This is a genomic window from Deinococcus aestuarii, from assembly GCF_018863415.1.
Taxonomy (GTDB): domain Bacteria; phylum Deinococcota; class Deinococci; order Deinococcales; family Deinococcaceae; genus Deinococcus; species Deinococcus aestuarii.
This window is the reverse complement of the sequence record NZ_JAHKSN010000027.1, coordinates 1-22400: the sequence shown is the minus strand read 5'-3', so window position 1 is coordinate 22400 and position 22400 is coordinate 1. Positions and strand designations below refer to the sequence as shown.

The following is a 22400-nucleotide window of genomic DNA, read 5'->3' as shown; positions in this document are numbered from 1 at the left end:
TCCTGGCGTCACCCCCGAAGGGTGTGACGAATCCACGCCCGCGCTCCTCCTGCACCCGGCCGCTTCCCCCGCCTCATGTGAGGGAACGCCTTCCCGAAGGGTGACGTAACGTACAGCGATGGAAACACCAGGAGTATGGACACGGGTCCGGGCCTTCGCCCGAGGTGAGCGGGACGCCGAGACGCTGTACGCCTACCGCCAGGCGGGCGCGCAGGTCCACCCGCTGCTCGACGCCGCCGAGCGCCGCCGCTTCGACCTCACCCTCAGCGGCACCAGTCCCTTCGCGGTGAAGCGTCACGTCGGGCTCGAACTCGCCTGCGCCTGGAACGCCTTCGCCCTGCAAACCCTGGCCGACAAGATGCTGGAGGCGGACGAGGCCGCCGACCCCGGCACGGTGGGCTTCGTGCCGCCCGTGACCTTTGACCAGGTGAACGCCTACTACACCGAGGTGGGGCGCTGGCTGGGGTACGCGAGCGAGGCGGGGCACGACCCGGAGTTCGAGCTGCCCGCCAGGACGTTGCCCGCCAGGCTTCCCCAGTGGTCGCCCGTCGAGCCCTGCCCCAGGCCGCACCTCGACGCCATGATCGCGGCCCTGGACGCCATGCGGGTCCACGCCGAGGCCGCCATGCACAATCTGGAGAAAGCCACGCCCGAGGCCGACGCCCCGAAGTTGGCCCGGTTGCGCGGTCAGTTCGAGGGGGCGCTGTCGAAAGCGACCTACGTCTCGGGCATGTACCGGCCGGGCGCGTCGCTGGCCCTGCACGAGCAGGTCGAGGAGCACGCGAAGGGGGCCATCGAGGGGCTGTACAGGGTGGGGCAACTGATCAGCTACCCGGCCCTGCTGACCGAGGGGGGGCGCGGCGCCTCCCCCCGCAAGGCCAGGGGCAAGGCTCCCCTCCCCCGCACGTCCCTCCCCGGGGAACCGGGCTTCGACCGGTGGGCGATGACGGACCCGAACAGCGTGCGGCACCTGCGGAACGACCCGAACGCCGGGCGGGTGATCGACGAGATGTGGGCGCTCGATCCGGACCCGGCGGCCAGCGTGGCCCTGTGGGACGAGATCTGCCGCGCCGTGGAGACGGGCGGGGCCGTGGTGGCGAGGAACGGGCAGGGGCAGCCCCTGGGCTTTTACTTCTGCACGCCGTACTGCGCGATCTACGAGGCGAGGCGGCCCCTGGTGCTCGGGGACACGCCGGTGCGCAAGGGCCAACGGTTCACGTTCGAGCGGGCGGCGGAAGGGGTGCGCCTCGGGTACCCCTACAAACGGGAGATCGTGGTCGGGAACTTCCAGACCGGGGCGGCCATCGACTACTGCGATCCCGACCAGCCCCCGCCGCACGACGAGTGAGGGAGGCGGTACCCCGAAGACTCTTCCTCAGCCCCCCGACCTCCTGTGGAGGTAAAAAAGAGGTGAAGTGGAGCGCCTGTGGTAGATTGGACTCAGGAGGCGCTGATGACCACGGAAGGCCTGACCGACCACCTGCTGACGGACGCCCGTGACCCACGCAGCGGCAAGCTGGACGCCCGGCGGGTGGCGGGTACCTTCGGGCTGACGATGCGCGAACTCGCCCAGGCGCTGGAGCGTGACCCCAGCGGGCTGAGCAAGCATCCGACCAGCGATTCGCTCCAGGAACCGCTGCACGAGCTGGAGGAGATCGGGCTGCACCTCAGGGAGGTGTTCGGGGACCTGGGGGTGGGGCGGATGTGGCTGCGCGCCCCGAATCCGGTGCTGGGGGGCCGGGCGCCGCTCTCGTACCTGCTGGAACGGCGGCCGGTGGCCGTGCAGCGTCTGTTGCTGCTGGCGGAGACGGGCACGCCGACCTGATGCGGCAGGGCGAGGACCTGGGGCGCGCCCTGCTTGGCGCTCCCGTGTGGACGCCAACCAGCGTCATTGACGCCTACCGCACCGTGCCGCTGCTCGCGCTGCGCAAGTACAGCCCCGACCCCCTGAACACCGCCGGTTCGGTGGTCACGGGGGGGCGGTACAACGCGCCGAAGGAGTTCCCGGAGGCGCACGAGTTGCTGTACCTGGCGGAGAACACCACCGTCGCCCACGCCGAGGCGCAGGTGATCACGGCCGTCATGGGCCCGCCGGGCGTCGTCATCGGGCCCGGACCGGACCGGCGCCCCCGGCTGGACATCGCCGTCCACCTGCGGCTGCGCTCGGTCCTCGACCTCACCGACCCCGGGGTGCAGACCCACCTCGACGTGGGGGCGGGTGACCTCTTCCAGGAGTGGTTGCCACTGAACTTGGACGGGCGACTCGCCCTGACGCAGCTCCTCGGGCGGGCGGTCCTGGACAGCGCGCGGTACGACGCCATCCGTTATCCCAGCGCCCGCTATCCCGGCGGGCGCAACTACGCCGTGTTTCCCCAGCGGGTGGTGCCGGGCGACCGGGCCGTTCACGACCCGGAGGGAGAATTGGAGGTCTTCCGAACGCGCAGGTGAAGCTCTGGGGAATCTGGAGGGCACGCGAACAACATGGGGACGTCAGCCGCACCGCAACAACCCACACTCGGCTTCCAACAGCTCACTCGCTTAATCGGGCTGGGTCCGCAGAAGCAGGGCGTCGTGCGTGAGCTAGGACGACCGCTCCGATTTGTGCATGCGCCCGGCCGCTGTCTGAATGGATGGTCAAGAGAGACGGATGAACAAATGAGCAACTGTGGGCACGTCGTCCGACAAGATAGGGAATGGCGCTTTCCCCGCTTCTGTGCTGCGGCCTGGCCCTCTCCGTCCTGGGAGGCGTGGCCTCGGCCCTCCCCGCGAGCGTCACCCTGAAGAACATCCGCCACGAGTACCAGGGGCCGGACAACTGCGCGCCCGTCACCTCCCTGACGGTGTTGGGGTACTACGGCATCCGCGTCACTCAGGCCCAGGCGGCGAGTGCCATGAAGGATTATCCCGGCGACCCGCAGGTCACCAGCCTGGAACTCGCCGCCTACCTGGGCCGCTTCGGGTTGCGCAGCGTGATCCGGTACGCGGGGGACGCGGAGGTATTGCGTGAACTGCTCTCCCGGGGTTTCCCGGTCGTGCTGCAACAGCGCCTCAGGGCGGGTAGCAACGTCGCCCACTTCCGCACGGTCTACGGGTACGGCCCAGGCTATTTTCTGGTGAGCGACCCGCTGCGGGGTCCCTCCCTGCGCCTGAGCACCGCCGAGCTGCTGGAATTGTGGCGCTTCTACAACGGGGAGTACCTGGTGGCCTATCCACCCGGCCAGGAGGGACAGGTGCGCGCGGTGCTGGGCGACGACTTCAGCGCGAAGGCCAACTGGCGGCACCTGAAGCTGCACGGGGACCAGGACACCCGGGCCCGACCGAACGACCCGTACGTCTGGTGGGGGCTGGGCAAGGCGAACCTCCGGCTGGGCAACGTTCATGCCGCCGCGTCCAACTTCGACCGGGCGGTGGCGCTGGGCGTGCCCACCCTGTACTTCCTGTACCGCCAAGAGGCCTTCGAGGCGTGGACCCGGGCGGGCGAGCACCGCAAGACGCTGCGGTGGGCCACACGCGCCCTCCAGGCCTTCCCGAACAGCAAGGAGCTCCAGCAGTTCTGGCGGCGGGCCAGCACAGCGCTGGGAATCTAACGTTCGCCCTGGAAGTGGGGAGCGTCTGGTCCAATGGTCGGCGGGGACAGGATCGCCACCATGCGCACGGAGCTGACCGGATGTCCCCGGTCGCCGGGTGATGCCTTCCTCTCCGTCCGCTGCACGTCGATCGGGTTCCAGCGGTGTCTTTGCGGGAGGGCGGCGTCGGTGGTGGGGGAACTTCAGAGCAACCCTTGCAGTGCCCGCACGAGCTGCCCCTCGTCGAGGCGTCCACGGCGCACCTCCCGGACGAACCCGTCACGGTCGATGAGGACCGTGGTGGGGATGGGCAGGGCCGCATACTGGCGGGCGATCTGCTGCCGTCGGTCAAGCCCCGTCAGGGTGCTGAACGTGAACCCCGCGTCGTACTGCTGGAGTTCCTCCAGGGTCGCCCGCCCGTGCAGGCTGACCACCACCAGGTCATGCGTGAGGTACTGGAGCTGGTACTCGCGCAACAGGCGGTCATTTTCCCGGCAGGGGGCGCACCCCAGGTCACCGAACAGCACGATGACGACCTGACCCCGCAACTCGGCCAGGCTCACCCGTTCGCCCCCCAGGTCGGTGAACGTGAAGTTGGGGGCCGCCCGCCGCGTGGTGCCCGCCCCACCTCCCGCGTGGACCGGCGAGGCGGCAAGCGTGGCGAGGGCCAGCAGGACGAGCAGACGCTTCATGGGGTCCTCCAACAGGAAAGATTTTCCCTTCAGCATAGACGGTCCCTCCACCTCCGGGACGCGGGCCAGTCATCCGACCTTCTCCCCGCGTCTCCATCAGGGGTAGTGGAGCTCACCGCACGGGTTACGGTTGTGGGGCCACTACGTACGCCAGGCCGCCCGCGTGCCCCAGCCACAACCGCTCGAAGGTGCCCCGGGGGTACGTGCGGCCCACGGTCGCGTTATTGGGGGCCGCCGGGTCATTGACCACCGGATTGCCCTGCGCGTCGAACCCGGTGAGGACCAGCAGGTGCCCGTCCGACCAGGAGAGCGGCGCGCCGGGCAGCTCGCCCGCCCGGAAGCGCAGGCTAACGGCCAGCGGGAGGCCTTGCAGGAGGTAGGCCTCCGCGTCCCGCAGGCTGCCCAGCCGCGTGACGAACGCCTGAAGACCGTGCGTCGCCGCGTACGCCGTGTTGAACGGCCAGTTCCCGAAGCCGTCGTAGGTCGCGTCGAAGGTGGCCCTCGCCGCGTCGGGCACCCGCACCGGGCGGTTCCAGAACCCCAGCAGCATGCTCACGCTCGTCGGGCTGCACCACACCGGCCCCCCGTCCGGATAGATCATCTGCGAGAGGCCCGGCACCTTCAGCACCCGGTTCCAGGCCGCCGCCTGACCCGGCTGGCCCTGATCCCGGAAGCGCAGGGCGGTGTCGGAGGTGTTGAAGGACAGCAGCCCCACCCGCGTGCCCGCCCCGGGCGTCACCCGGTACTGGAAGGTGTCCGCGCGGAAGGGCAGCGTCAGGGTGTCGGTGTTCAGCGTGCCGTCCGGCGTGCGCGTGACCGGGGCACTGGCCCGGGGGCCGGACGCCCGCCACTGCCCGAAACTGAAGTACCGGGTCCAGCGTCCGTCCGGACGGCGCACCCGCACCTCGACCGTGAGGGGGCTGGTCGCGGTCCCGGTCACGTTCCAGCTCGGGATCAGCTCGTTGAAGGGCGCCACGGTCACGGCCGCGCTCTCCAGGCGGCCCGCCTGAAGCGGCGGGAGGGCCTGCCAGGTCGCGGGGACGCCCGCCCGCGCCTGCGCGGCGCGGACGGCGGGTGAGGGCGTGCCGAAGCTGGTTTGCTGGGCGTAGGGGGCGGCGGCGGCCAGGCCGGAGAGCAGCAGGCCGGGGAGAAGAGTCCGGGAGCACTTCACCCCGAGAGGCTAGCGGGCGGGTGGTGTCGCCGGGTGAACGCCGAGCGGACGTGAGGCGCAGTGCGTAGAGTGGGCCTATGCGCAGAAGGCTGCTGGTCCTGTTCACGGTTGCCCTGCCCCTGACCGCCTTCCCCACGGCACAGGCCGTCACGTACCGCTTCGCGGACCTGGACTGGGGAACGCCCCGGGGGGAGGCCCACCAGCGCCTCACGCGCTCGGGCTGGCGGTTCGTGAGGCAGGGCGGCTACGGGGATGGCGTCTACCAGGGCACCAGCGCGGGGCACCCGGCGCAGGTCATCCTCAAGTACGACCCCCTGGGCCGCCTGGTGGCCGTGGACGCGCGAGTGAGGCCCACCGAGGACCGTCTCCTGGGGACCTACGAGGCCGTCAGGGCGTCGCTCACGCGGCGCTACGGGCCACCGGTCTACAGCCAGGTCTCCTTCCGCGAGCCGTACCGGGAAGGCGACGGCCGGGAACTGGAAGCCCTGAAGCGCGACCACGCCCTGTACGACACGGTGTGGTTCGACGAGCACGAGCTGAACACGGCGCAGAGGAGCGGCGTGCAACTGGAGGTGGTGAGCACGCCCTTCTCGCGGCTGGAGATCCGGCAGTTCTACCTCAGTGACGACTGGACGGAGGAGTACCGGCGCAGGGCAGGTCCATCAACACAGGTCTTCTGAAGGGAGCCCTCCCAGCGGTTCCAGACCCGGCATAGTGCTGCCCACGACGGCAGGGGCCAATCAGAACCCGTCCGGGAAGCAGGGCGCGCTGCGCCAGCCGGTCCGGGTGCCGCCCGGTCGGGCTCGCAAGGTGGCCTGATTCCGGGTGTGACGCGTCCTGCACGGGGGTTGCTGGGACACGCCGGAAGGGCACCCCTTTCGGGGAGCGCCGAGCCGGAACCGACTTCCCGGATCGCCCAAGCTGAGGTCCAGGTGAACCTCGCGCTCGTCCCGCCCCTCGGGGCACGGGATAGGGTGAGGCATGGACGTGTGGTTGTGGGTGCCCCGGCACCTGCTCGTAGCGGTGGGGCTGGGGGCATCCGTGGGCTTCTCCACGCTCGTTCGGCCCAGGCGGCACGGCATGTTCGGTACCGGGGGAGGGTGATGGGCCCCTGGGGCACACGGGCCCTGCTGGGGGCGCTGGCGACTTACGGCTGGGCCTTCCGCCGGGTGCGGCGCGAGTTCGTTGAGGACAGGCACCTGTCGCCAGTGACCTCGGGGGCGGTGTACGTCGCCTACAGCCTGCACGCGCTGGCCTTCCTGGTGGCGGTCCGGCGGCCGGAGCCGCCCGCCCTTCTGCGGGCCGCCGCGATCACTTTGGGTCTACCCCTCGCGCTGACGGGGGCGACCCTATTCGTCTGGGGCTGGCGGGGCCTGCCCGTGGCGGACGACTCGGGCCTGGCGACGGGCGGCCTGGTCACCGGGGGGGCGTACCGCCTCAGCCGCAACCCGCAGAACGTGGGGTGGGCCTTGCTGTTGACGGGTGTGGCCCTCGCGCGCCGCTCCGGGCTGGGCCTGGGCCTGACCACGCTGTTCTGGGGAGCGTTTCGCGCCTCTGTCCCCCTGGAGGAGGCGTTTCTGGAGCGCACCTACGGGGAGGCGTACCGGCGCTACCGGGCCCGCACGCCACGTTTCCTAGGACAACCGCCACATGATTCGTGAGGGGAGTCGAGACGGGAGCCCTGGAATGGCCGGGATGAATCCACTGGAGATGCACGTATCTTCGGCGCTCCTGGCCAGGCTGTGGGACCCGTTTGAACGGGCGAGAAGTTGCGGCTGGCTGCTCTGCGCAAGACGTCCGGCTGGTCGATGGTGCCGAACCGTTGGGGGTGGTGACGCGCTGGAGCGCCCGTATCGACCGCTTGAGGGGTCGCCGTGACCCGAGGAACACCGTTCCCCGCTTCTGGCTGGAGGCAGGCATGAATGAACTGCTGACCGTGCTGGCCCTGGCGGCGCTTCCGGCGCTGGGGAACTTCGTGGGTGGCCTGCTCACCGAGTTCGTGAGCGTCTCGTCCCGCGTCCTCAGCCTCGCCCTGCACCTGGCGGCGGGGATCATCCTCGCGGTGGTCGCGCTCGAACTGCTGCCCGAGGCCCTGGCCGCCGATCCCCCCTGGCTGCCGCTCGGCGCGTTCGTGCTGGGCGGAGGGTTTTTCATCCTCCTGGAAAAGGTCACCAGCTTCGTGAAAGCGCGGGCGGGCGGCAACCAGGCCAACGGACAGCCCATCGAGACGGCCGGGGCTTCCGCCATCCTGGCCGGGGTCATGGTCGACCTCTTCAGCGACGGCATCCTGGTCGGGACGGGCTCGACCCTCTCGCTCAGCCTGGGTCTGCTGCTGGCCCTCGCGCAGGTGCCGGCCGACATCCCTGAAGGCTTCGCGACCCTGGCGAAGTTCAAGCGCCAGGGCACCCCCCGTGCCCGGCGCCTGCTGATCTCCGCCTTGCTGATCGTTCCGGTGCTCCTGGGCGCCCTGCTCGGGTACCTGGTGATGCGCGGCCAGCCGGAAATCTACAAGCTCACCCTGCTCGCCTTCACCGCCGGGGTCCTCGTGACGCTCGCGGTCGAGGAAATCATCCCCGAAGCCCACGAGGAGGCCAAGAGCGGGTACGAGAGCCTGGTGCTCGTCGGCGGCTTCGCGCTGTTCGCCCTGCTCACCCTGCTGTTCGAACGAGGTTCCGCATGACCCTGGATGAGCCCCAGCACCACTACGAACTCGACCGCATGGCCGAGGACGCCTGGCGGATGTTCCGTATTCTGGGTGAGTACACCATCGGCTTCGACCGCATGGCGCATGTGCGCCCACCCCTGGTCACCGTGTTCGGCAGCGCCCGCACCGAGATCAAGGACCGCTACTACGGCCAGGCCGAGCAACTCGGGCGCGAACTGGTCCAGGCGGGCTTCGGGGTGATGACCGGGGGCGGTCCCGGCATCATGCAGGCGGCCAACAAGGGCGCCTTTGAGGCGGGAGGAGTCAGCGTGGGCCTGAACATCATCCTGCCCTTCGAGCAGAAACCCAACCCGTACCAGACCCTGACCCTGAACTTCGAGTACTTCCACGCCCGCAAGGTGATGCTCGCCAAGTACGCCGCGGCCTTCGTGGTCTTCCCGGGGGGCTTCGGCACCCTCGATGAACTCGGGGAGATCCTGACCCTGGTGCAGACGCGCAAGATGCACCCGCTACCGATCTACCTCGTCGGCGAGCGGCACTGGCGCGGCCTGGTGGACTGGTTCACGCACACCCTGGTGGAGAGCGGCGCGATTGCCCCGGACGACCTGCACCTGTTCAAGGTGGTGGACGACGTGAGGGCGATCCCCGGGGACGTGCGCCGGTACCACGACCCGGCGGCACCGGACGGCTTCAAGCGGCCCACAGCGGAAGACCGCCAGCGCGCCCGGGGGGAGGCGACGTGAGGGCGCGTCTCTTCCCCAGCCTGCTCGCGGCCGACTTCGCCAACCTGGGGGACGCCATCCAGGAAGCCGAGGCCGGCGGCGCGGACGGCTTTCACCTCGACGTGATGGACGGCCAGTTCGTCCCCAACTTCAACTTCGGTCCCCGGACGGTGGAAGCCTGCCGCCGGGTGACGGCCCTGCCGCTCGAAGCGCACCTGATGATCGTGCAGCCGGAGCGCTTCGTATCCGACTTCGTTCAGGCGGGGGCGAACCGGGTCATCGTCCACGCTGAGGCCACGCCCCACCTGCACCGCGCCGTCGGCCTGACTCGTGAACTGGGCGCGCAGGCCGGCGTCTCTGTGAACCCGGGCACTCCGCTGGAAGTGCTGCGGCCGGTCCTGGGTGATCTCGACCTGGTGCTGGTGATGAGCGTGAATCCGGGGTTGGGCGGGCAACGGTTCATCCCGGGCAGCGTGGAGCGGGTCCGCACCGTGCGCCGCTGGCTGGACGAGGTGAGCAGCGGGGCGGAACTGGAGGTGGACGGCGGCATCACGCCCGCTACGGCGACCGGTGTGCTCGCGGCGGGGGCGAGCGTCCTGGTGGCGGGGAGCGCAGTGTTCGGCGGTGAGGTCGCGCGTAACCTGGAGGTGTTGCGCGCCGTCATGGCGGGTGGGCAGCCCGAGGAGGCCTCATGAATGACGATCAGAACCAGACGGACAGCCAGCCCCAGGGAGAGATCGTGCCCACGACCCTGCCGGACGCGGCCCTGGGGGAGAGGCACAACGAAACCCCGACCGACCGCAAGGCGAGGTTGCAGCGGCAGGAGCACCCGCGCCACGGCCCCGACGACGAGGACAGTTGCCGCGCATGATTGGGGGAGATTCCATGAACGACGATCAGAACACGCCCGACGGCCAGCCCCAGGGAGAGATCGTGCTGACCACCGTGCCGGACACGGTGCAAGACCAGGCCCCGAACGAGACGCCCACCGACCTGCTGGCGCGGTTGCATCGGCAGGAGGATTCGCGGATCGAGCCCGACAACGAGGACGGCTAGACCTTCAGGGGGCCCCCGCCGCATCCTCGGTCGCGTCCTCCAGCGGGGCTTGCACCGCGTCCCGGGCCGTCTCCGCCGCCACCCGGGCGGCGGTCGTGCTGGGGTCTTCCTGCCGTCCGGCGCTGAAGCTGGCGTGGGAGGCGGCGATGGCACGGGCGACGACGCTGACCTCATCCTCCCCGGTGCCTTGGCACAGCTCGTCGAGAAAGTGACGGGTGAGGGGGTCGAGGGTCAGCACGAGCGTGTTCTTCGTGTTGGTCATTTGTCGAGCATCGCATGTGGGACGAAGACATGGAGTCGACTCCAGACATTCTTCGGGAGCGTGCTTCTCTTGCCGTGCCCCCCCTTTCTGGTCTGACCTGCCGCTTCAGGTCCACCTGCGTGCTCCCGGCCCGCCAGGGCACGGCGGGCGCCAGGGCTGACTGCCGAGCGCGGTCAGGGCCAGGGCCAGAATCGCGACGTTGAATCAGAAGGCAGTGATGCCGTGTCCCAGGGTCAAACGGCGGATGACTGGGCTGGAGATGGACACGTCCGAGACCTGAAAGGTTACTCCCGGTCACGAAGGCGAAGGGAACGAGTCGGGGTGGAGGGTGCCTTTGACCCGGGGAACTCCAGACCACCGTCCGGCCCCGCCTCCTCATCCCCGTCACCGGAGGAGAGGTGGGCGGAGCGCAGGGTGGAGATGGGGCAGGTCAGGAACCAGCCGCTCAGCGTGGCGACGACCGCCACGGCGATGGCCAGCGGCGGCCCCCCCGGCTTCAGGCGTTTGGCGCGCTCGATGACGCTCGCCGAGACAGCCAGACTCACGAGGCTGGAGATCAGCACCACCCGCACTGCCGCGCGTCCCGGCTCTGCAGCGGCGGCCGCTTGCTGGGTGCGCTCGGGTGGCGAACGCAGGATGAACCCCCAGGTCAAGGCCGGCAGGGTCAGCGCGCCGCTGTCCCAGTCCACCCTGATCCGCACCAACGCGGAGGAGGGAGCCGGGAGGACGAGGGCCGCCGTGGAACCGGCAGCGCTGGCGAGAAGCCGGGACCAGGATCACGGCCACCGAGCGTGCGTCTGTCGCAGAGGGGAGAACTCAGCCACACCCCGCGCTCCACAGCGGCTTCCAGGAGCTCACCAAGCGACGTCGCACCCGGGCACGGTGGACACCCCCGCTGGCGGGAGGGAGGGCAGGACCTGGGTTGAGGTGAGGCGTTGGTCATGGGCATCTCCGATCTTGAGCAGAGGGCTAGCGGCCCTTCACCCGTCCACGGGGTCCCACGCTTCCCTGCCGCCGCCCTCGCCTCACTGGTGGCGGGGGCCTGGCGGTGAAGTGCGCCGGCGACGGACGGGGAACAGTGGTGAGCGCCGGAGCGTGAGGAGCATTCCCACCACACCCACCAGCAAGAGCGCGTCGGGAAGGTGGGCCCCAGCCAGGCGTGGCCCCTCCAGCCGGCGAACCAGGGGAGCCAGCGACCGGACAGTCAGCAGCACGTTGGCCGCCCTGTCCAGCAGCAGAGCCAGGGCATCACCGAACACCCCTGCCGCCAGCCAGGTGAGTGCCCGGCGCAGGTCGCGTGACAGCCACCCGCTCAGCAGGAGGGCCACGACCACCAGGCCAACCGTCACCCGCAGCGCGATGGCTGCCGTCAGCCACGTCGCGAGGAACCCGGTGTGGTCCGCAGGGGACGACAAGTGCCTGAGCGGCGGGGGCACGTCTGCCCCGTGGGCCAGGGCCCACCCGCCCCAGAGGGTCAGGGCCACGGCCAGCACCAGCAGGACGAGCAGAAGGACCCGGGAAGAGCGCCGCCCCCGCTCCCCGGTGTCGATCCCCGGGCGGAGGGACGCCTCATCGCTGGTGTGGACGGCAGGCCTGCCCAAGAACGGCTCGATCCCCCCGGCCTCGGCGGGGGCGTCCGAAGAGGGCTCGCCCGGCAGGCCGTGGGTCTGCTCCAGGCTCGCTGGGTGGCCTGCCCCAGGGCTTGAAGAGCTGGGAAAGGGGTGGGCCTCGTACGCCAGCAGGAGCAGATTGTTTTCCAGGATGTACCGGGGCGTCTGCGTCTCATCCAGTTCCAGGTGCAGGTGCTGCGTCTGAACGTCGACCTTGATGTGACGTGCTCCCGGCAGTCTGGCCACAATCCGAACCACATCCTGGGCACGCGATTCGCTGTCCATCCGGGCCACGTGATAGTCGAGGAGGGTCGGGGGCAAGGTCACATTTCTAGTATATCTGTGAGTCTGCTCAGATGTACGTTGTTCAAGGTACCTATCCTCCCAGGGAGCTCACTCGACCGCTGCATAGAATCAACGGAAGAACCGCACAGTTGGGGCAGGTCCCGTTGCATTCTCCATCAGCTCAGGCACAGCCGTGCCCCGAATGTGTGAACGGCGGGTCAGTCCGGCGACGACCTGCGGACGGCTGAGGCACCAGCACATGCCGACCCCCCTGCGCTCCGCAGAGATCAGTGACGGCGCCGCCGGTAACGGCAAGCGAACCCATCAGGATGAGCCAAACTCCAATTCATCCCTCACACTGACCCGGCATACTGCCCTGGCCGCGGGTGCGGTGTCCCGTCTGAGTGACGCCCCCGACGATAACTGGAGTTTCCGGCGCTGCGTGTTCGCAGCCCTGCCACCGCACGCGGGCTCACCCGTCGGCGGCTCTCCGGTGATCACGGCACGCCCCGAGGTGCAGATGAACGTTACGCAGTCATTCCCCCTCTCCCGCCCCCGCCCCCGGGCTTCCGGTCGGTGGGCGCAGACGGCCCGGCCAGGGCAGGGTCACGCGCCTGCGGTACCTCACGTCTCAGGCCCACGACCCTCGGCAGACGCACTCGTGGCAAGGCGAGCCGTGTCCGTCTGCCCGCCCGCCCGAGGAGAGGCCCGATGCTGACCCCACCCCGTCTTCCGAGTCCGAACCTCATGACCGTCGCCGCCGTCCTCACGCTGGGCCTGCTGTCCACCGGGTGCGCCGAGCCCGAGGGGAGGACGGCGAGCCTGGCGCAGGCGGCCAGCCCCTCCGCCCCCGCCCGCGCGCTGAGGATGATGCCGCTGGGGGACTCGATCACGGACGGGTACAACGTGCCGGGGGGTTACCGCATCGAGCTGCTGGGTAGGCTCTCGGCGCGCGCTCCCGGGGTGAACCTCGTCGGCTCGCTGCAAAATGGCCCCTCGTCCCTGGCCGACCGCGACCACGAGGGGCACAGCGGCTGGCGCATCGACGAACTCGCCGCCCAGGTGGACGGCTGGCTCGACCGCGCCCAGCCCGACGTCGTGCTGCTGATGATCGGCACCAACGACATCATCCAGAACCGTGACCTGACAAGGGCCCCTGCGCGCCTGGGTGCCCTGCTCGACCAGATCAGCGCCCGGCGCCCGAGCGCACGCGTCCTCGTCTCCTCGCTGCCCCCGCTGCAAAATCCTGACGAGAACCGCCGGGTGGCGGCTTACAACGCCGCGCTGCCCGCCCTGGTGGCAAGCCGGGCGGCGCAGGGGAAGAAGATCAGCTTCGTGAACGTGGGGGCCACCCTCACCCTCGCCGACCTGGCCGACGGGGTGCACCCCACCGCGGGGGGCTACGGCAAGCTCGCCGCCCGGTGGGACGAGGCCCTGCGGCGGACGCCGGGCGCCCTTCAGGTGCCCAAAGCTTCCGGCCAGCTCACCCTGGAACCCCTCCCAGGCGGGAACACGGTCGGAGAGCAGGCGGCCTCGGGCAGGCAGGCGGTGGGGCTGTGGTCCTCCGGTCAAACGGTCCGCTTCGTGGTGCCCGGGAACCTCCCCGCCGGGTCCTACACCCTGCGCCTCACCGCCCGCGCCGACGAGTACCAGGGCTGGCCCAGCGTCGCGTTGAGGCGGGGCGGGACCCAGCTCGGCACCGCCACCGTCACCTCCAGGACCTACGCTCCCTTCGACCTCGCCACCACCTCGCTCGCGCCCGGGCAGACCCTGGAGCTGGAATTCACCAACGACGCCCTCGGGAGCAAGGCAGGCGAGGACCGCAACGTGATCATCGACCACCTCACCCTGGTCCCGGCGCAACCTCGGACTGCACAGGGAACGCCCCGGGCGGTCGTGCCCACCACGTCCGGGTCCCGCCTGACGGTCTCGCCCGACGGGCGGCGGCTGCAATACGCGGACGGGCGGCCGTTCCTGTACTGGGCGGACACCGGCTGGGAGCTGTTCCACCGCCTGAACCGCGACGACGCCCGCCTGTACCTCCAGACTCGCGCCTCACAGGGCTTCACGGTGATCCAGGCCGTGGCCCTCGCGGAGATGGACGGCCTGACGGTGCCCAACGCGCAGGGTGACCTGCCCCTCGTCGGTAAAGACCCCGGCCGACCCCTCACCACCCCCGGGAACGACCCGGGCAACGCCGGGGCCTACGACTACTGGGACCACGTGGACTACGTGGTGAATCAGGCGGCCTCGCTGGGCTTGACGGTCGCGCTGCTGCCGAGCTGGGGCCGCTGGGTCAACGACGAGCCCATCTTCACCCCTGCCTCTGCCCGCTCGTACGGCGCTTTTCTTGGGCAGCGTTACAAGGACAAGCCGGTCATCTGGGTGTTGGGCGGCGACCGCAACCCGGAGACGGAAGAGCAACGCGCCGTCTGGCGGGCGCTGGCCGAGGGCATCGAGCAGGGGGTGGGGGGGCGTGACCGGGCCCTGATCACCTATCACCCACGCGGAGGCAAGACCTCGGCGGAGTACTTCCAGGCCGACCCCTGGTTGGATTTCAACCTGTGGCAGACCGGGCATTGCCGGGGGGAGCGGGAGGCCCAGAAGGTGCTCAGCACGTTCAAGCGCACGCCGATCAAGCCGGTGGTCAATGCCGAGCCGATCTACGAACAGCACGCGGTCTGCAATGACAAGAACAACGGCTACGCCGACGAGGTGGACGTGCGAAACGTGGCGTACTGGAGCACCTTCGCGGGGGCAGCAGGCCACAGCTACGGCCACCGGGTGATCTGGGGCTTCGATGTGTACGATGGCAAAAAGGCGTGGCAGGAGGCGCTTTCGGCACCAGGAGCCCGGCAGTTGCAGATTATCAAGGGGCTGCTGGAGTCCCGGCCGGCCCGGGAGCGGGTGCCCGACGAGACCCTGGTGAAGGGGAGCTTTACAGGAACCCGCCCGGTGGTGGCCCTGCGGGGCCAGGACTATGCCTGGGTGTATTTGCCCGACGGGGGCAGCGTCAACGTCACCCTGGGACGGCTGGAGGGCGGCCAGGTTCGCGCCGCGTGGCTCGATCCACGCACGGGGAAGACGACGGAGATCGGCACCTATGCGAACTCCGGCGAGCGCACCTTCTCCGCTCCCTCCCAGGGCCGCGCCAACGACTGGCTCCTGCGGATCGAGAGCCCCTGATGCGGGACTCTCTCCCCGGCGGCTCGCACCAAGTCCAGGGCGTGCGCCGCATGCAAGACGTGGATAGGTCTTGACAGACTGACTGCCCTGATCGTCCGCCAGGCGGTGTGGTGGAATTTGGAAGCACCGCAGGCGACCAACGGATGAACGGGCAGGTGCCCGTGGACCTGAAGGCTGCAAGACCCGGGTGCCGAGACGCTTCTGCTCCCTGGGGACGCCATGACGGCTCTGCGGCAGGAGAGGAGGTCGGCCTCCGTTGCGGCAAGCGGCGGAACCACCACACGGCAAGGGCATAACCTCGAGTTGACCGACCTGTTGGTCTTCCCGGAGCCTGAGCACAGCGGGTAACACGACCCGTCTCGCACAGAACGGGCGCAGTCCGGGTGGGAGACGTGGTCCCGGAGGTGGGGCACGGACGAGGCCAGAGCCGTGCGGGAGATCAAGGCGGGCTTATGGGTGGTGGAGCACCTCCGGTGGCTGACACTTCCGGGGCGCGAGCTCCCGCAGGTGAGGGGAATGAAGAGATGGTCGACCCACCCCCGGTGAGACATTCCGGGAAGCCGACACCGATCACGTGGGATTCATCCCCCGCAACGAGACCTCGCGTGGAGTACCTCGCACGTCATGAATGCTGAGTCCTTGCTCCCTGAGCATCCAGTCCGTCCCATCCCTGAGAGGGTGCCCACCACACCTTGTCCTCCCCGGCGCTGTTTCAGCACCTGACGGTCTCACAGAAGGACATCTCATCTGCGCGCCTGATCATTCATCAACCTTTTAAGTCTGCTTGGTAAGGTGCCGCACGTTTATGCGACGCTTCCTGCTCACGGCGCTGGCCCTCACGGCCGTCAGCTTCTCCGCCGCCACCACCGTCACCGTGCAGCCGGGCGACACGCTGACCCGACTCGCCGTCCGGTCCGGCACCACGGCGGCAGCGCTGCGACGCGCGAATCCCGGGGTCCGCCTGGACGTTCTGCCGGCCGGCACTGTTCTCCGGCTGCCGGATGCTCGCGGCGAGACGCGGGCCTGGACCGTGCGCCCCGGCGACACCCTGTCCCGGATCGCCCAGCGTCAGGGCCTCACCCTCCAGGCCCTGCTGAAGGCCAACCCTGCGCTGGACCCCCGGCGCCCCCTGCGGGTGGGGCAGCGGCTCAGTCTGCCCCCTGCGCCGCTGGCCCGCGCGCGCACGACGGTCACCCTGCGTCCCGCCTCGGTGCGTGGCGCCGCCGGGCGGCCCTTGCAGGGCCGGCTCACGACGCCGTTCCAGGCCACCCACCCGGGTCTGGACCTGGCGGCTCCCAGCGGCACGCCGATCCGTGCCGTCCTGCCCGGCACCGTCACCGAGTCCCGCTTCGACGGCCAGGGCGGCTGGGGCTGGACGGTGGTTCTCGACCACGGGGGCGGGCTCACCTCCCGCTACAGCCACAACAGCGCCAACCTCGTCCGGGTCGGCGCACGGGTGAACGCCGGCGAGGTGATCGCCCGGGTCGGCAGCACCGGGAACAGCAGCGGCGCCCACGTGGACTACCGCCTCTACCAGGGCGGCAGGTCCATCGACCCTTCCAGCCTCCAGTGAGTCCCCAGCCGGGCGGTCAGCGCCGGGTGCCGATCAGGAAGATGTTGGGCCAGGGCCGGTAGGTGCTTCTGAGGGTGTCCTGCTTGAAGGTCTGCCCGCCCCGCACGAAGCGCCGCGTCACCTCGATCACGGCGCCGGGGGCGGCCCAGTCCACCTGCCTGCGCTCCCCGGCGGGCAGCGTGGCGTCCCGGATCAGGCGGTCCGGGGGAGCAGGGGTGCTCTTGAGGGTGCGCGGCGTCCCGACTTCCACGGTGAAGTGGCGCGCCCGGCCGAACATACTCACCGTCAGGCGGGCCTCCTCGTCGTTCCACTCGCTCTGGAACCACAAAGGCCCGCCCGTGTCGTTGGCGAACTTCAGGTCGAGGTTGGGCTGGTAGATGGTGCCGTCCAGACCCTGCGGGTCGTAGTACCGCACCTGGTACGAGTGGTTGCGCCGCTCGAGGATCGGCAGGCCCGCGCTGTAAAGGGTGCGGAACACGGTCGTGCTCACCTGACAGATGCCGCCGCCAACCCCATTGGCCGTGCGGTCACCGGCGATGACGAGACCCGTGACGAAGCCCGTGCGCGTACTGATGGGTCCCACCATCCGGTTGAAGGAAAACGTCTTGCCTTCCAGCAACCGGTCCTGAAAGCGGCTGGCCCCCACGTGGATGTTCGTCACGCGCTCGGGGCTGCTGCCGTAGTAGTTCGTCTCGCCCGTGCCCAGGTGGGCCGTGATCCCGCGCGACACGAAGTAGTCGAGCGTGCGCTTCGGGGCGGTCTGCCCGGTCACGACGACGTTCGCCTTCACTCCCCGGGGGTCCTTGAGGGCGGCCAGCACGTTGGCCCGGGTCCTCGCCTCGTCCACCGTCAGCCCGTTGCGCTGCACGATCGCCCAGCCGTCCCACTGGTTCTCGAAGCGGGCGTCCTGGGGCTGCCGGGGCAGGTCGGCCAGGAACTGCCGCGGGTCGGCGTCCAGGCTGGCCGTGATCACACCCCGCGCCCGCAACTCCGCCACGCGCGGGCCGGGCAGGGTCAGGGTGCGGTTGAAGGGCACCGTCGTCTTCCGGCCGTCCACGAGGGCGGGCCACTGCGCCTGCACCGTGATCAGCAGCGGCGCCGCCCGGGCAGGCCGGGTCGGCGCCGCCGTCGGCTCTGGTGCGGGTGCCGGAACAGGCGGTGGGGCCGGGGCGGGTGCGGGAGGCTGCGCCGGGGCCACGGGCGCGGGCGTCGGCTCGGTGGGGGCCGGGACCGGAGTGGGCGCAGGAACAGGCACCGGAGCGGTCGTCTGTGCGGAAGGCGGGGCAGACGGGAGGGGCAGCGCAGGAATGTCCAGGCCTGTTTGCGCGACCGCACCTCCCAGCCAGGCACTGACAAGCAGGGCGGCACACGCACGGCTCGGGATCATGCCCGCAGTATCCCACGGGCTCAACTTCACCTGTCACCGTCCTCCGGGGGTGAGAACCTCACCTCCCGGCGAGCCGGGCCCCCCGGAAAGGCGGTTCAACACCCCGGTCGGGTGAGTCCTTCCCCGGTTCCTGCTCTGGTGACCCCGGCGTCACGTTCCGCATCCACCACTCCTGCGGAATGGGGCGACTCCGGTTCTTCCACACGTCCTCGAAGCTCGCCTGCTGCTCGGACACGGCCCCCGCGTCGCTCGTGGCGAGCATCGCCTCGTTCAAGCCGAGTGGCCCCCACGAGGAGAAATGGAAGTTCATGCTGCCCGCCAGCACCATCCGGCCGTCCACCGTCAGGGCCTTGGTATGCATGGGGAAGGTGACGTAGCGCGCGTCGAAGCGGTCCTCGATCCCGCGCCGCCGGGCCTCCAGGCGCAGGAGGGCGACCCCGCTGCGATTGGGGGCGCGGTCGATGCCGTAATCGACCATCAGCGCGCGAACCTTCACGCCACGTTCCATCGCGTCCAGCACGGCGCCCAGGTACACAGGCCAGCGGCTGACCGGGCAGTCTTGCGGTTGGAGGTAGGCGGACCAGCAGCCCAGGGAGGGGCTGAACTGGGCCTGCATCAGGTCGAGGCTCTGCCTGGCCGCCCCGAGGAGGGCGACCTGCGCCCGGTCGGCCTGATCGAAGCCGGAGCGGCGGTACAGCAGGAAGGCCCGGGCCGGGCCGACCGTGTTCAGGCGGCGGGCGGCGTCCGGGTGCGTGGGGGGGTCGGGTTCCCGGAGGGTGCAGACCCTGGCCACGTCCCCCGCCCGCGTGCCCTGCGGACAACTCACCTGACGTGACTTGCGCCACAGGTCGTCGAACACCGCCACGCCGTCCTGCGCGACCGGACCGCGCACCCGCAGGCCGAGGTCGTGAAGGTTCCGCCCGCCCGGCGACGTGTCCGGCAGGTGCCAGTCGGTGTAGTTGTATCCGGACACCGTGAGGTCCTGGCCGTCGATTACGTGCAGCTTCACGTGGCTGTGCGGGAAGTAGCGGTAGTTCGCGACGCCGAGCTGCCAGCCCACCCGCGCGTCGTTCAGGGGCACACCGAGGCGGGTCAGGTCCCGTACGAGTTCGAGGGCCTGGGTGGCGCCGTCCTCGCGTTTCAGGTCGGGGAAGCCGCCCAGCACCACCCGCACGGTCATGCCCTGCGGGTAGGCGGCGGGATCAGCCCGCACCCGCCCGTACAGGTCGCGCGCGGCAAGGGCGAAGGTCCAGCCGGGGTGTCCCTCCCCTGCGTGCCACTCCATCGTGGTAAGCAGGACTTCCGAGCGCGCCTGCCGGACCTGCTGGGCGGTCACGTCGAAAGCGTCCGGCTGCTCGGGCGTGCGAAGGTAGCTTAGGAATGTGTTGCCGCACGAGTGATCGACCCGGCCCCCCTCGGTCGTGACCCGCCAGAGGGCGGATTCGAGGGGGTCGGAGGGAATGGGGCACGTCAGCGCGGACGGGTTGAGCGGTGAGGGCGGCGTCACGGTGCCCAGCCACAGTGGAAACTCCACCCCCACCGCTCCAGCCCGCCCGCACAGGCCGAGCCCGGCGAGCGTCAGGATACCGGCCACCTGCCGCAGGACCCTCTGCCCCTGCGCTGGGAGGGTGGGGTGGCTTGAAGGCACCCCTTGCCCACACCTGCCCCGAGTCCACGCCCACGCCATCTAGTCCCGTCCCCGGCGGTCGCCCGGTTCCGGCTCAGGGCGGGGTGAAGGACGGAAGTCGGCGGGCAGCCACCAGGGCGCCTGGATCGTCCGGGCGCGGGCCCACTCGAAGGCGAACATGCGCCGGTACTCGTCGATGGCGCCGGCGTCGCTCGTGGCGAGCGTGTACTCGCCCAGGCCGAGCGGCCCGAACGAGGAATGGTGCAGGTTCTGGCTCCCGACCGTGAGCATCTGCCCGTCGATCAGGGCGGCCTTGGTGTGCAGCCCGCCCGCCGTGCCGTACCAGCGGGCCTGCACGTGGTCTTGCAGTCCCAGCGGCGCGAGTTCGGCCTGGAGGCCACGCAGCAGGGCCAGCGTCTCGGCCTGGAGCAGGGGATCGTAGTCCAGCAGCAGCCGCAGCGTGACGCCCCGCTCGCGGATCGCGCGCACGGCGGCGCGCCACACCGGCAGTTGAAAGGCGGGGTCGCAACCGCCCGGCTCGGACAGCTTGCCCACGCAGCCGAGGGTGCCGCTCACCTGGGACTGCATCACGTCGATGCTCGTGCCCGCCGCCGCGAAGAGGGCGCTCACCGTGTCGTCGGCATCCGGGTAGCCGCGGCGGCGGTAGAGGGGGTACACCCGGGCGGTCCCGGCGGCGGGGGGCGGGGCCGCCCAGTCCAGCGGCAGCAGCGCTGCCCGAACCTCAAAGGGACAGTCGCGCCGCAGGGTCACTGACGACGGCGGGGTTCGGCACGTGAGCAGCCGGCTCAGGGCCCACCCGTCGCGGAAGGCCGCCCGCGCGTTTCGGGCGACCGGGCCGCGCACCCACAGGGCGAGGTCCGTCAGGTCGAGGCCGCGCCCGCTCGGTGCCGTCTGCGGCTCGTGGAAGAAGCTGATGTTGTACCCGCCGGCCAGCACCCGCTCGCCGTCCTGCACGACGAGCTTGACGTGGTTGTGGGGCAGGGCGTAGGCGTAGTTGGCGATCTCCAGCCGCCAGCCAGGCACACGGTCCCCGCTCAGCGGCACGCCCGCTTCCAGCAGGTGCCGGGCGGCGCTGTAGGCGTTGGCTGCCGGATCGAGGAGGTCGCCCAGCCGGATGGAGTTGCCCAGCATGACGCGCACGGTCACGCCGTCCGGGTAGCGGTCGGGGAACGCAGCCACGTCCCGCCGCAGGGCAGCGATGGCCTGGGCGACCCGCGCCCCCGGCGCATCCGGGCCGTCGTCCCAGATCATGTTGGCGATCAGCAGTTCACGGCGTGTCTGGCGCAGTTGGCCGACCAGCAGGTCAAAGGCTCCCCCCGGCCGGCGTGGCTGAGCGCTGTAGGTGGGGTCCGCGTTCGGGAAGTGCAACAGCCCTTCCACCTGGTTCCCGCAGCTCAGCGCCGCGCCCTGCCCCTGCGTCCGTTCGAACAGCAGGCGGTCAAGCGGCGCTTGAGGAGCCGGACAGGTGTTCAGGCCCAGCCCGTCGAGGGCGGCGGTGTCGGGCACGGGGAGCGGGCCGGCCACCTCGAACCCGGCCGCCACGGCGAGCCCCCACCCCCCAGACCAGGAGTCAGGGACCAGCAGGAACACCAGCCAGACCAGCCTCCAGGCGATGGAACGGGGAAGGAGAACAGGAGACCCCTTCCGGGGCGAACTCGACCTCAACGGGTGAACGGAACCGGGATTCAAGCGTGGAAACTCCTCGCGGCTGCCGGGCGGCCGCATGGATCTTCTTCACGGCAGCACCGGAGGCCTGGTCAGGTCAAGCAAGGCTGCGGTTGAGCAAGGGTGGGACGGGTGCCCCTGAACCCAGCCTGAGTTTCCCATACACTGTACGCATGAACAAGTGCTCATACGTATGGTTACAGGGGGAGGGTGGTTGACGCGGGGGTCCGTTTTCCCGCTGCAAGGCGTTCATGCAGGAGCAGTATGGAATTCAGGGTCGAGCTGCGTCGTGGGAGAGGCGAGCAATGGATGAATACGTCGGGGACGTGATCAAGGCCCTGTTCCGGCAGGGCGAGTGAGGACTTGCGCCAGATGTTGAATCTGATTTCCTTCCAATCGAGCGCGCTCGGGGCGCTGGGGCAGCTCTCGCTCCTGGCGGCCCTCGCCTTCACGCTGGGCGGCACCTGGCTCGCGGTCGTGGGCGGGCTGAAGGCCGACACCCGGGCGACCGAGGCGGCGCGGCGGGCAGTGTGGGCGGTCTTCGCCCTCGTGAGCCTCGCCACGCTGACGCTGATGGTGGCCCTGCTGGGCGACGACTTCTCGGTGCGCTACGTGGCCGAACACTCCATGCGGGCCTCGCCGACCTGGGTGAAGGTGACGAGCCTGTGGGGGGCGCTGGAGGGCTCGATCCTGCTGTGGGCGTGGCTGCTCGCGGGCTTCGCCTTCGTGCTGAGCCTGACCCTGCGGCGGGACGCCCTGCGGCCCTGGGCCCTGGGCGCGATGTTCGTCAGCCTGCTCTTCTTCGTGGGCGTGTGCGCGACGGTCGCCAGCCCCTTCACGCCCGTTTCGCAGGTGCTGACCGACGGGCGCGGCCCCAACCCGGCCCTGCAAAACCACTGGATGATGGCCGTC

At 70.2% G+C, this 22400-nt stretch carries 22 protein-coding genes and 1 pseudogene; 14 read left to right on the top strand and 9 right to left on the bottom strand.

Annotated elements, in window-relative coordinates; genetic code table 11:
• Positions 1–118: 118 nt before the first annotated feature.
• The 4 genes from IC605_RS21805 (at position 119) to IC605_RS21790 (ending at position 3587) form a co-directional block, all read left to right on the top strand.
• Entirely contained in the window at positions 119–1348 is a 1230-nt protein-coding gene (locus IC605_RS21805; protein WP_216328935.1) for a hypothetical protein, read from the top strand.
• Positions 1349–1453: 105 nt separating this feature from the next.
• On the top strand, positions 1454–1825 hold the full coding sequence (locus IC605_RS21800) for an MbcA/ParS/Xre antitoxin family protein (RefSeq protein ID WP_216328933.1): 372 nt from the start codon (positions 1454–1456) through the stop codon (positions 1823–1825).
• Positions 1825–2448 (top strand): RES family NAD+ phosphorylase, encoded by a 624-nt coding sequence (locus tag IC605_RS21795; RefSeq protein WP_216328931.1) that lies wholly within the window; start codon positions 1825–1827, stop codon positions 2446–2448. The genes IC605_RS21800 and IC605_RS21795 overlap by 1 nt, the downstream gene beginning before the upstream one ends.
• A gap of 245 nt (positions 2449–2693) precedes the next feature.
• Positions 2694–3587 (top strand): C39 family peptidase, encoded by an 894-nt coding sequence (locus tag IC605_RS21790; protein ID WP_216328929.1) that lies wholly within the window; start codon positions 2694–2696, stop codon positions 3585–3587.
• Between the two features lie 182 nt (positions 3588–3769).
• On the opposite strand, the gene IC605_RS21785 is transcribed toward IC605_RS21790, so the two are convergent.
• Positions 3770–4258: a TlpA family protein disulfide reductase gene (locus IC605_RS21785; protein WP_216328927.1), complete on the bottom strand. Its 489-nt coding sequence runs from the start codon at positions 4256–4258 to the stop codon at positions 3770–3772.
• 124 nt (positions 4259–4382) lie between these two features.
• Positions 4383–5429 carry a C39 family peptidase gene (locus IC605_RS21780; RefSeq protein ID WP_216328925.1) on the bottom strand — a complete coding sequence of 349 codons (1047 nt, stop codon included), beginning with the start codon at positions 5427–5429 and terminating at the stop codon, positions 4383–4385.
• A 77-nt stretch (positions 5430–5506) separates the two neighbouring features.
• Here IC605_RS21780 and IC605_RS21775 point away from each other — a divergent pair, with 77 nt between their 5' ends.
• The 7 genes from IC605_RS21775 to IC605_RS21745 all read left to right on the top strand — a co-directional run bounded on the left by IC605_RS21775 (position 5507) and on the right by IC605_RS21745 (position 9872).
• Entirely contained in the window at positions 5507–6109 is a 603-nt protein-coding gene (locus tag IC605_RS21775) for a hypothetical protein (RefSeq protein ID WP_216328924.1), read from the top strand.
• A gap of 423 nt (positions 6110–6532) precedes the next feature.
• Complete coding sequence (locus IC605_RS21770) at positions 6533–7090, top strand: methyltransferase family protein (RefSeq protein WP_216328923.1); 558 nt, start codon at positions 6533–6535, stop codon at positions 7088–7090.
• Positions 7091–7347: 257 nt separating this feature from the next.
• The gene (locus IC605_RS21765) at positions 7348–8109 is read left to right on the top strand and encodes a ZIP family metal transporter (RefSeq protein ID WP_216328921.1); all 762 of its coding nucleotides are present in this window, start codon (positions 7348–7350) and stop codon (positions 8107–8109) included.
• Entirely contained in the window at positions 8106–8837 is a 732-nt protein-coding gene (locus tag IC605_RS21760; protein WP_216328918.1) for an LOG family protein, read from the top strand. Before IC605_RS21765 ends, IC605_RS21760 begins: the two co-directional genes overlap by 4 nt.
• Positions 8834–9511, top strand: a complete 678-nt coding sequence (gene rpe / locus IC605_RS21755) for a ribulose-phosphate 3-epimerase (protein WP_216328916.1) — start codon at positions 8834–8836, stop codon at positions 9509–9511. Before IC605_RS21760 ends, rpe begins: the two co-directional genes overlap by 4 nt.
• Positions 9508–9687: a hypothetical protein gene (locus tag IC605_RS21750; RefSeq protein ID WP_216328914.1), complete on the top strand. Its 180-nt coding sequence runs from the start codon at positions 9508–9510 to the stop codon at positions 9685–9687. The genes rpe and IC605_RS21750 overlap by 4 nt, the downstream gene beginning before the upstream one ends.
• 14 nt (positions 9688–9701) lie before the next feature.
• A complete protein-coding gene (locus IC605_RS21745; RefSeq protein ID WP_216328912.1) occupies positions 9702–9872 on the top strand; it encodes a hypothetical protein in 171 nt (56 codons plus the stop codon).
• Positions 9873–9876: 4 nt separating this feature from the next.
• Here the strand turns inward: IC605_RS21745 and IC605_RS21740 are convergent, their stop codons facing one another.
• From IC605_RS21740 to IC605_RS21730, 4 genes are all read right to left on the bottom strand, one after another.
• Entirely contained in the window at positions 9877–10134 is a 258-nt protein-coding gene (locus tag IC605_RS21740; RefSeq protein ID WP_216328910.1) for a hypothetical protein, read from the bottom strand.
• Between the two features lie 204 nt (positions 10135–10338).
• Positions 10339–10401, bottom strand: a complete 63-nt coding sequence (locus IC605_RS25630; protein WP_425514238.1) for a hypothetical protein — start codon at positions 10399–10401, stop codon at positions 10339–10341.
• A gap of 17 nt (positions 10402–10418) precedes the next feature.
• Positions 10419–10823, bottom strand: coding sequence for a DUF1345 domain-containing protein (locus IC605_RS21735; RefSeq protein WP_216328909.1), 405 nt, complete (start codon positions 10821–10823; stop codon positions 10419–10421).
• A 336-nt stretch (positions 10824–11159) separates the two neighbouring features.
• Complete coding sequence (locus tag IC605_RS21730; RefSeq protein WP_216328907.1) at positions 11160–12071, bottom strand: heavy-metal-associated domain-containing protein; 912 nt, start codon at positions 12069–12071, stop codon at positions 11160–11162.
• Positions 12072–12740: 669 nt separating this feature from the next.
• Here IC605_RS21730 and IC605_RS21725 point away from each other — a divergent pair.
• Positions 12741–15215: an apiosidase-like domain-containing protein gene (locus IC605_RS21725; RefSeq protein ID WP_216328905.1), complete on the top strand. Its 2475-nt coding sequence runs from the start codon at positions 12741–12743 to the stop codon at positions 15213–15215.
• Positions 15216–16020: 805 nt separating this feature from the next.
• Entirely contained in the window at positions 16021–16788 is a 768-nt protein-coding gene (locus tag IC605_RS21720) for a LysM peptidoglycan-binding domain-containing M23 family metallopeptidase (protein WP_216328903.1), read from the top strand.
• A 16-nt stretch (positions 16789–16804) separates the two neighbouring features.
• Here the strand turns inward: IC605_RS21720 and IC605_RS21715 are convergent, their stop codons facing one another.
• The 3 genes from IC605_RS21715 to IC605_RS21705 all read right to left on the bottom strand — a co-directional run bounded on the left by IC605_RS21715 (position 16805) and on the right by IC605_RS21705 (position 21329).
• Positions 16805–18175: a VanW family protein gene (locus IC605_RS21715; RefSeq protein WP_216328901.1), complete on the bottom strand. Its 1371-nt coding sequence runs from the start codon at positions 18173–18175 to the stop codon at positions 16805–16807.
• Between the two features lie 58 nt (positions 18176–18233).
• Positions 18234–19769, bottom strand: coding sequence for a phospholipase D-like domain-containing protein (locus IC605_RS25290; RefSeq protein WP_343216689.1), 1536 nt, complete (start codon positions 19767–19769; stop codon positions 18234–18236).
• Positions 19770–19862: 93 nt separating this feature from the next.
• On the bottom strand, positions 19863–21329 hold the full coding sequence (locus IC605_RS21705; RefSeq protein ID WP_343216688.1) for a phospholipase D-like domain-containing protein: 1467 nt from the start codon (positions 21327–21329) through the stop codon (positions 19863–19865).
• 531 nt (positions 21330–21860) lie between these two features.
• On the opposite strand from IC605_RS21705, the pseudogene IC605_RS21700 reads away from it, so the two are divergent.
• Positions 21861–22400: pseudogene (locus IC605_RS21700) on the top strand (heme lyase CcmF/NrfE family subunit); the annotation flags it as partial.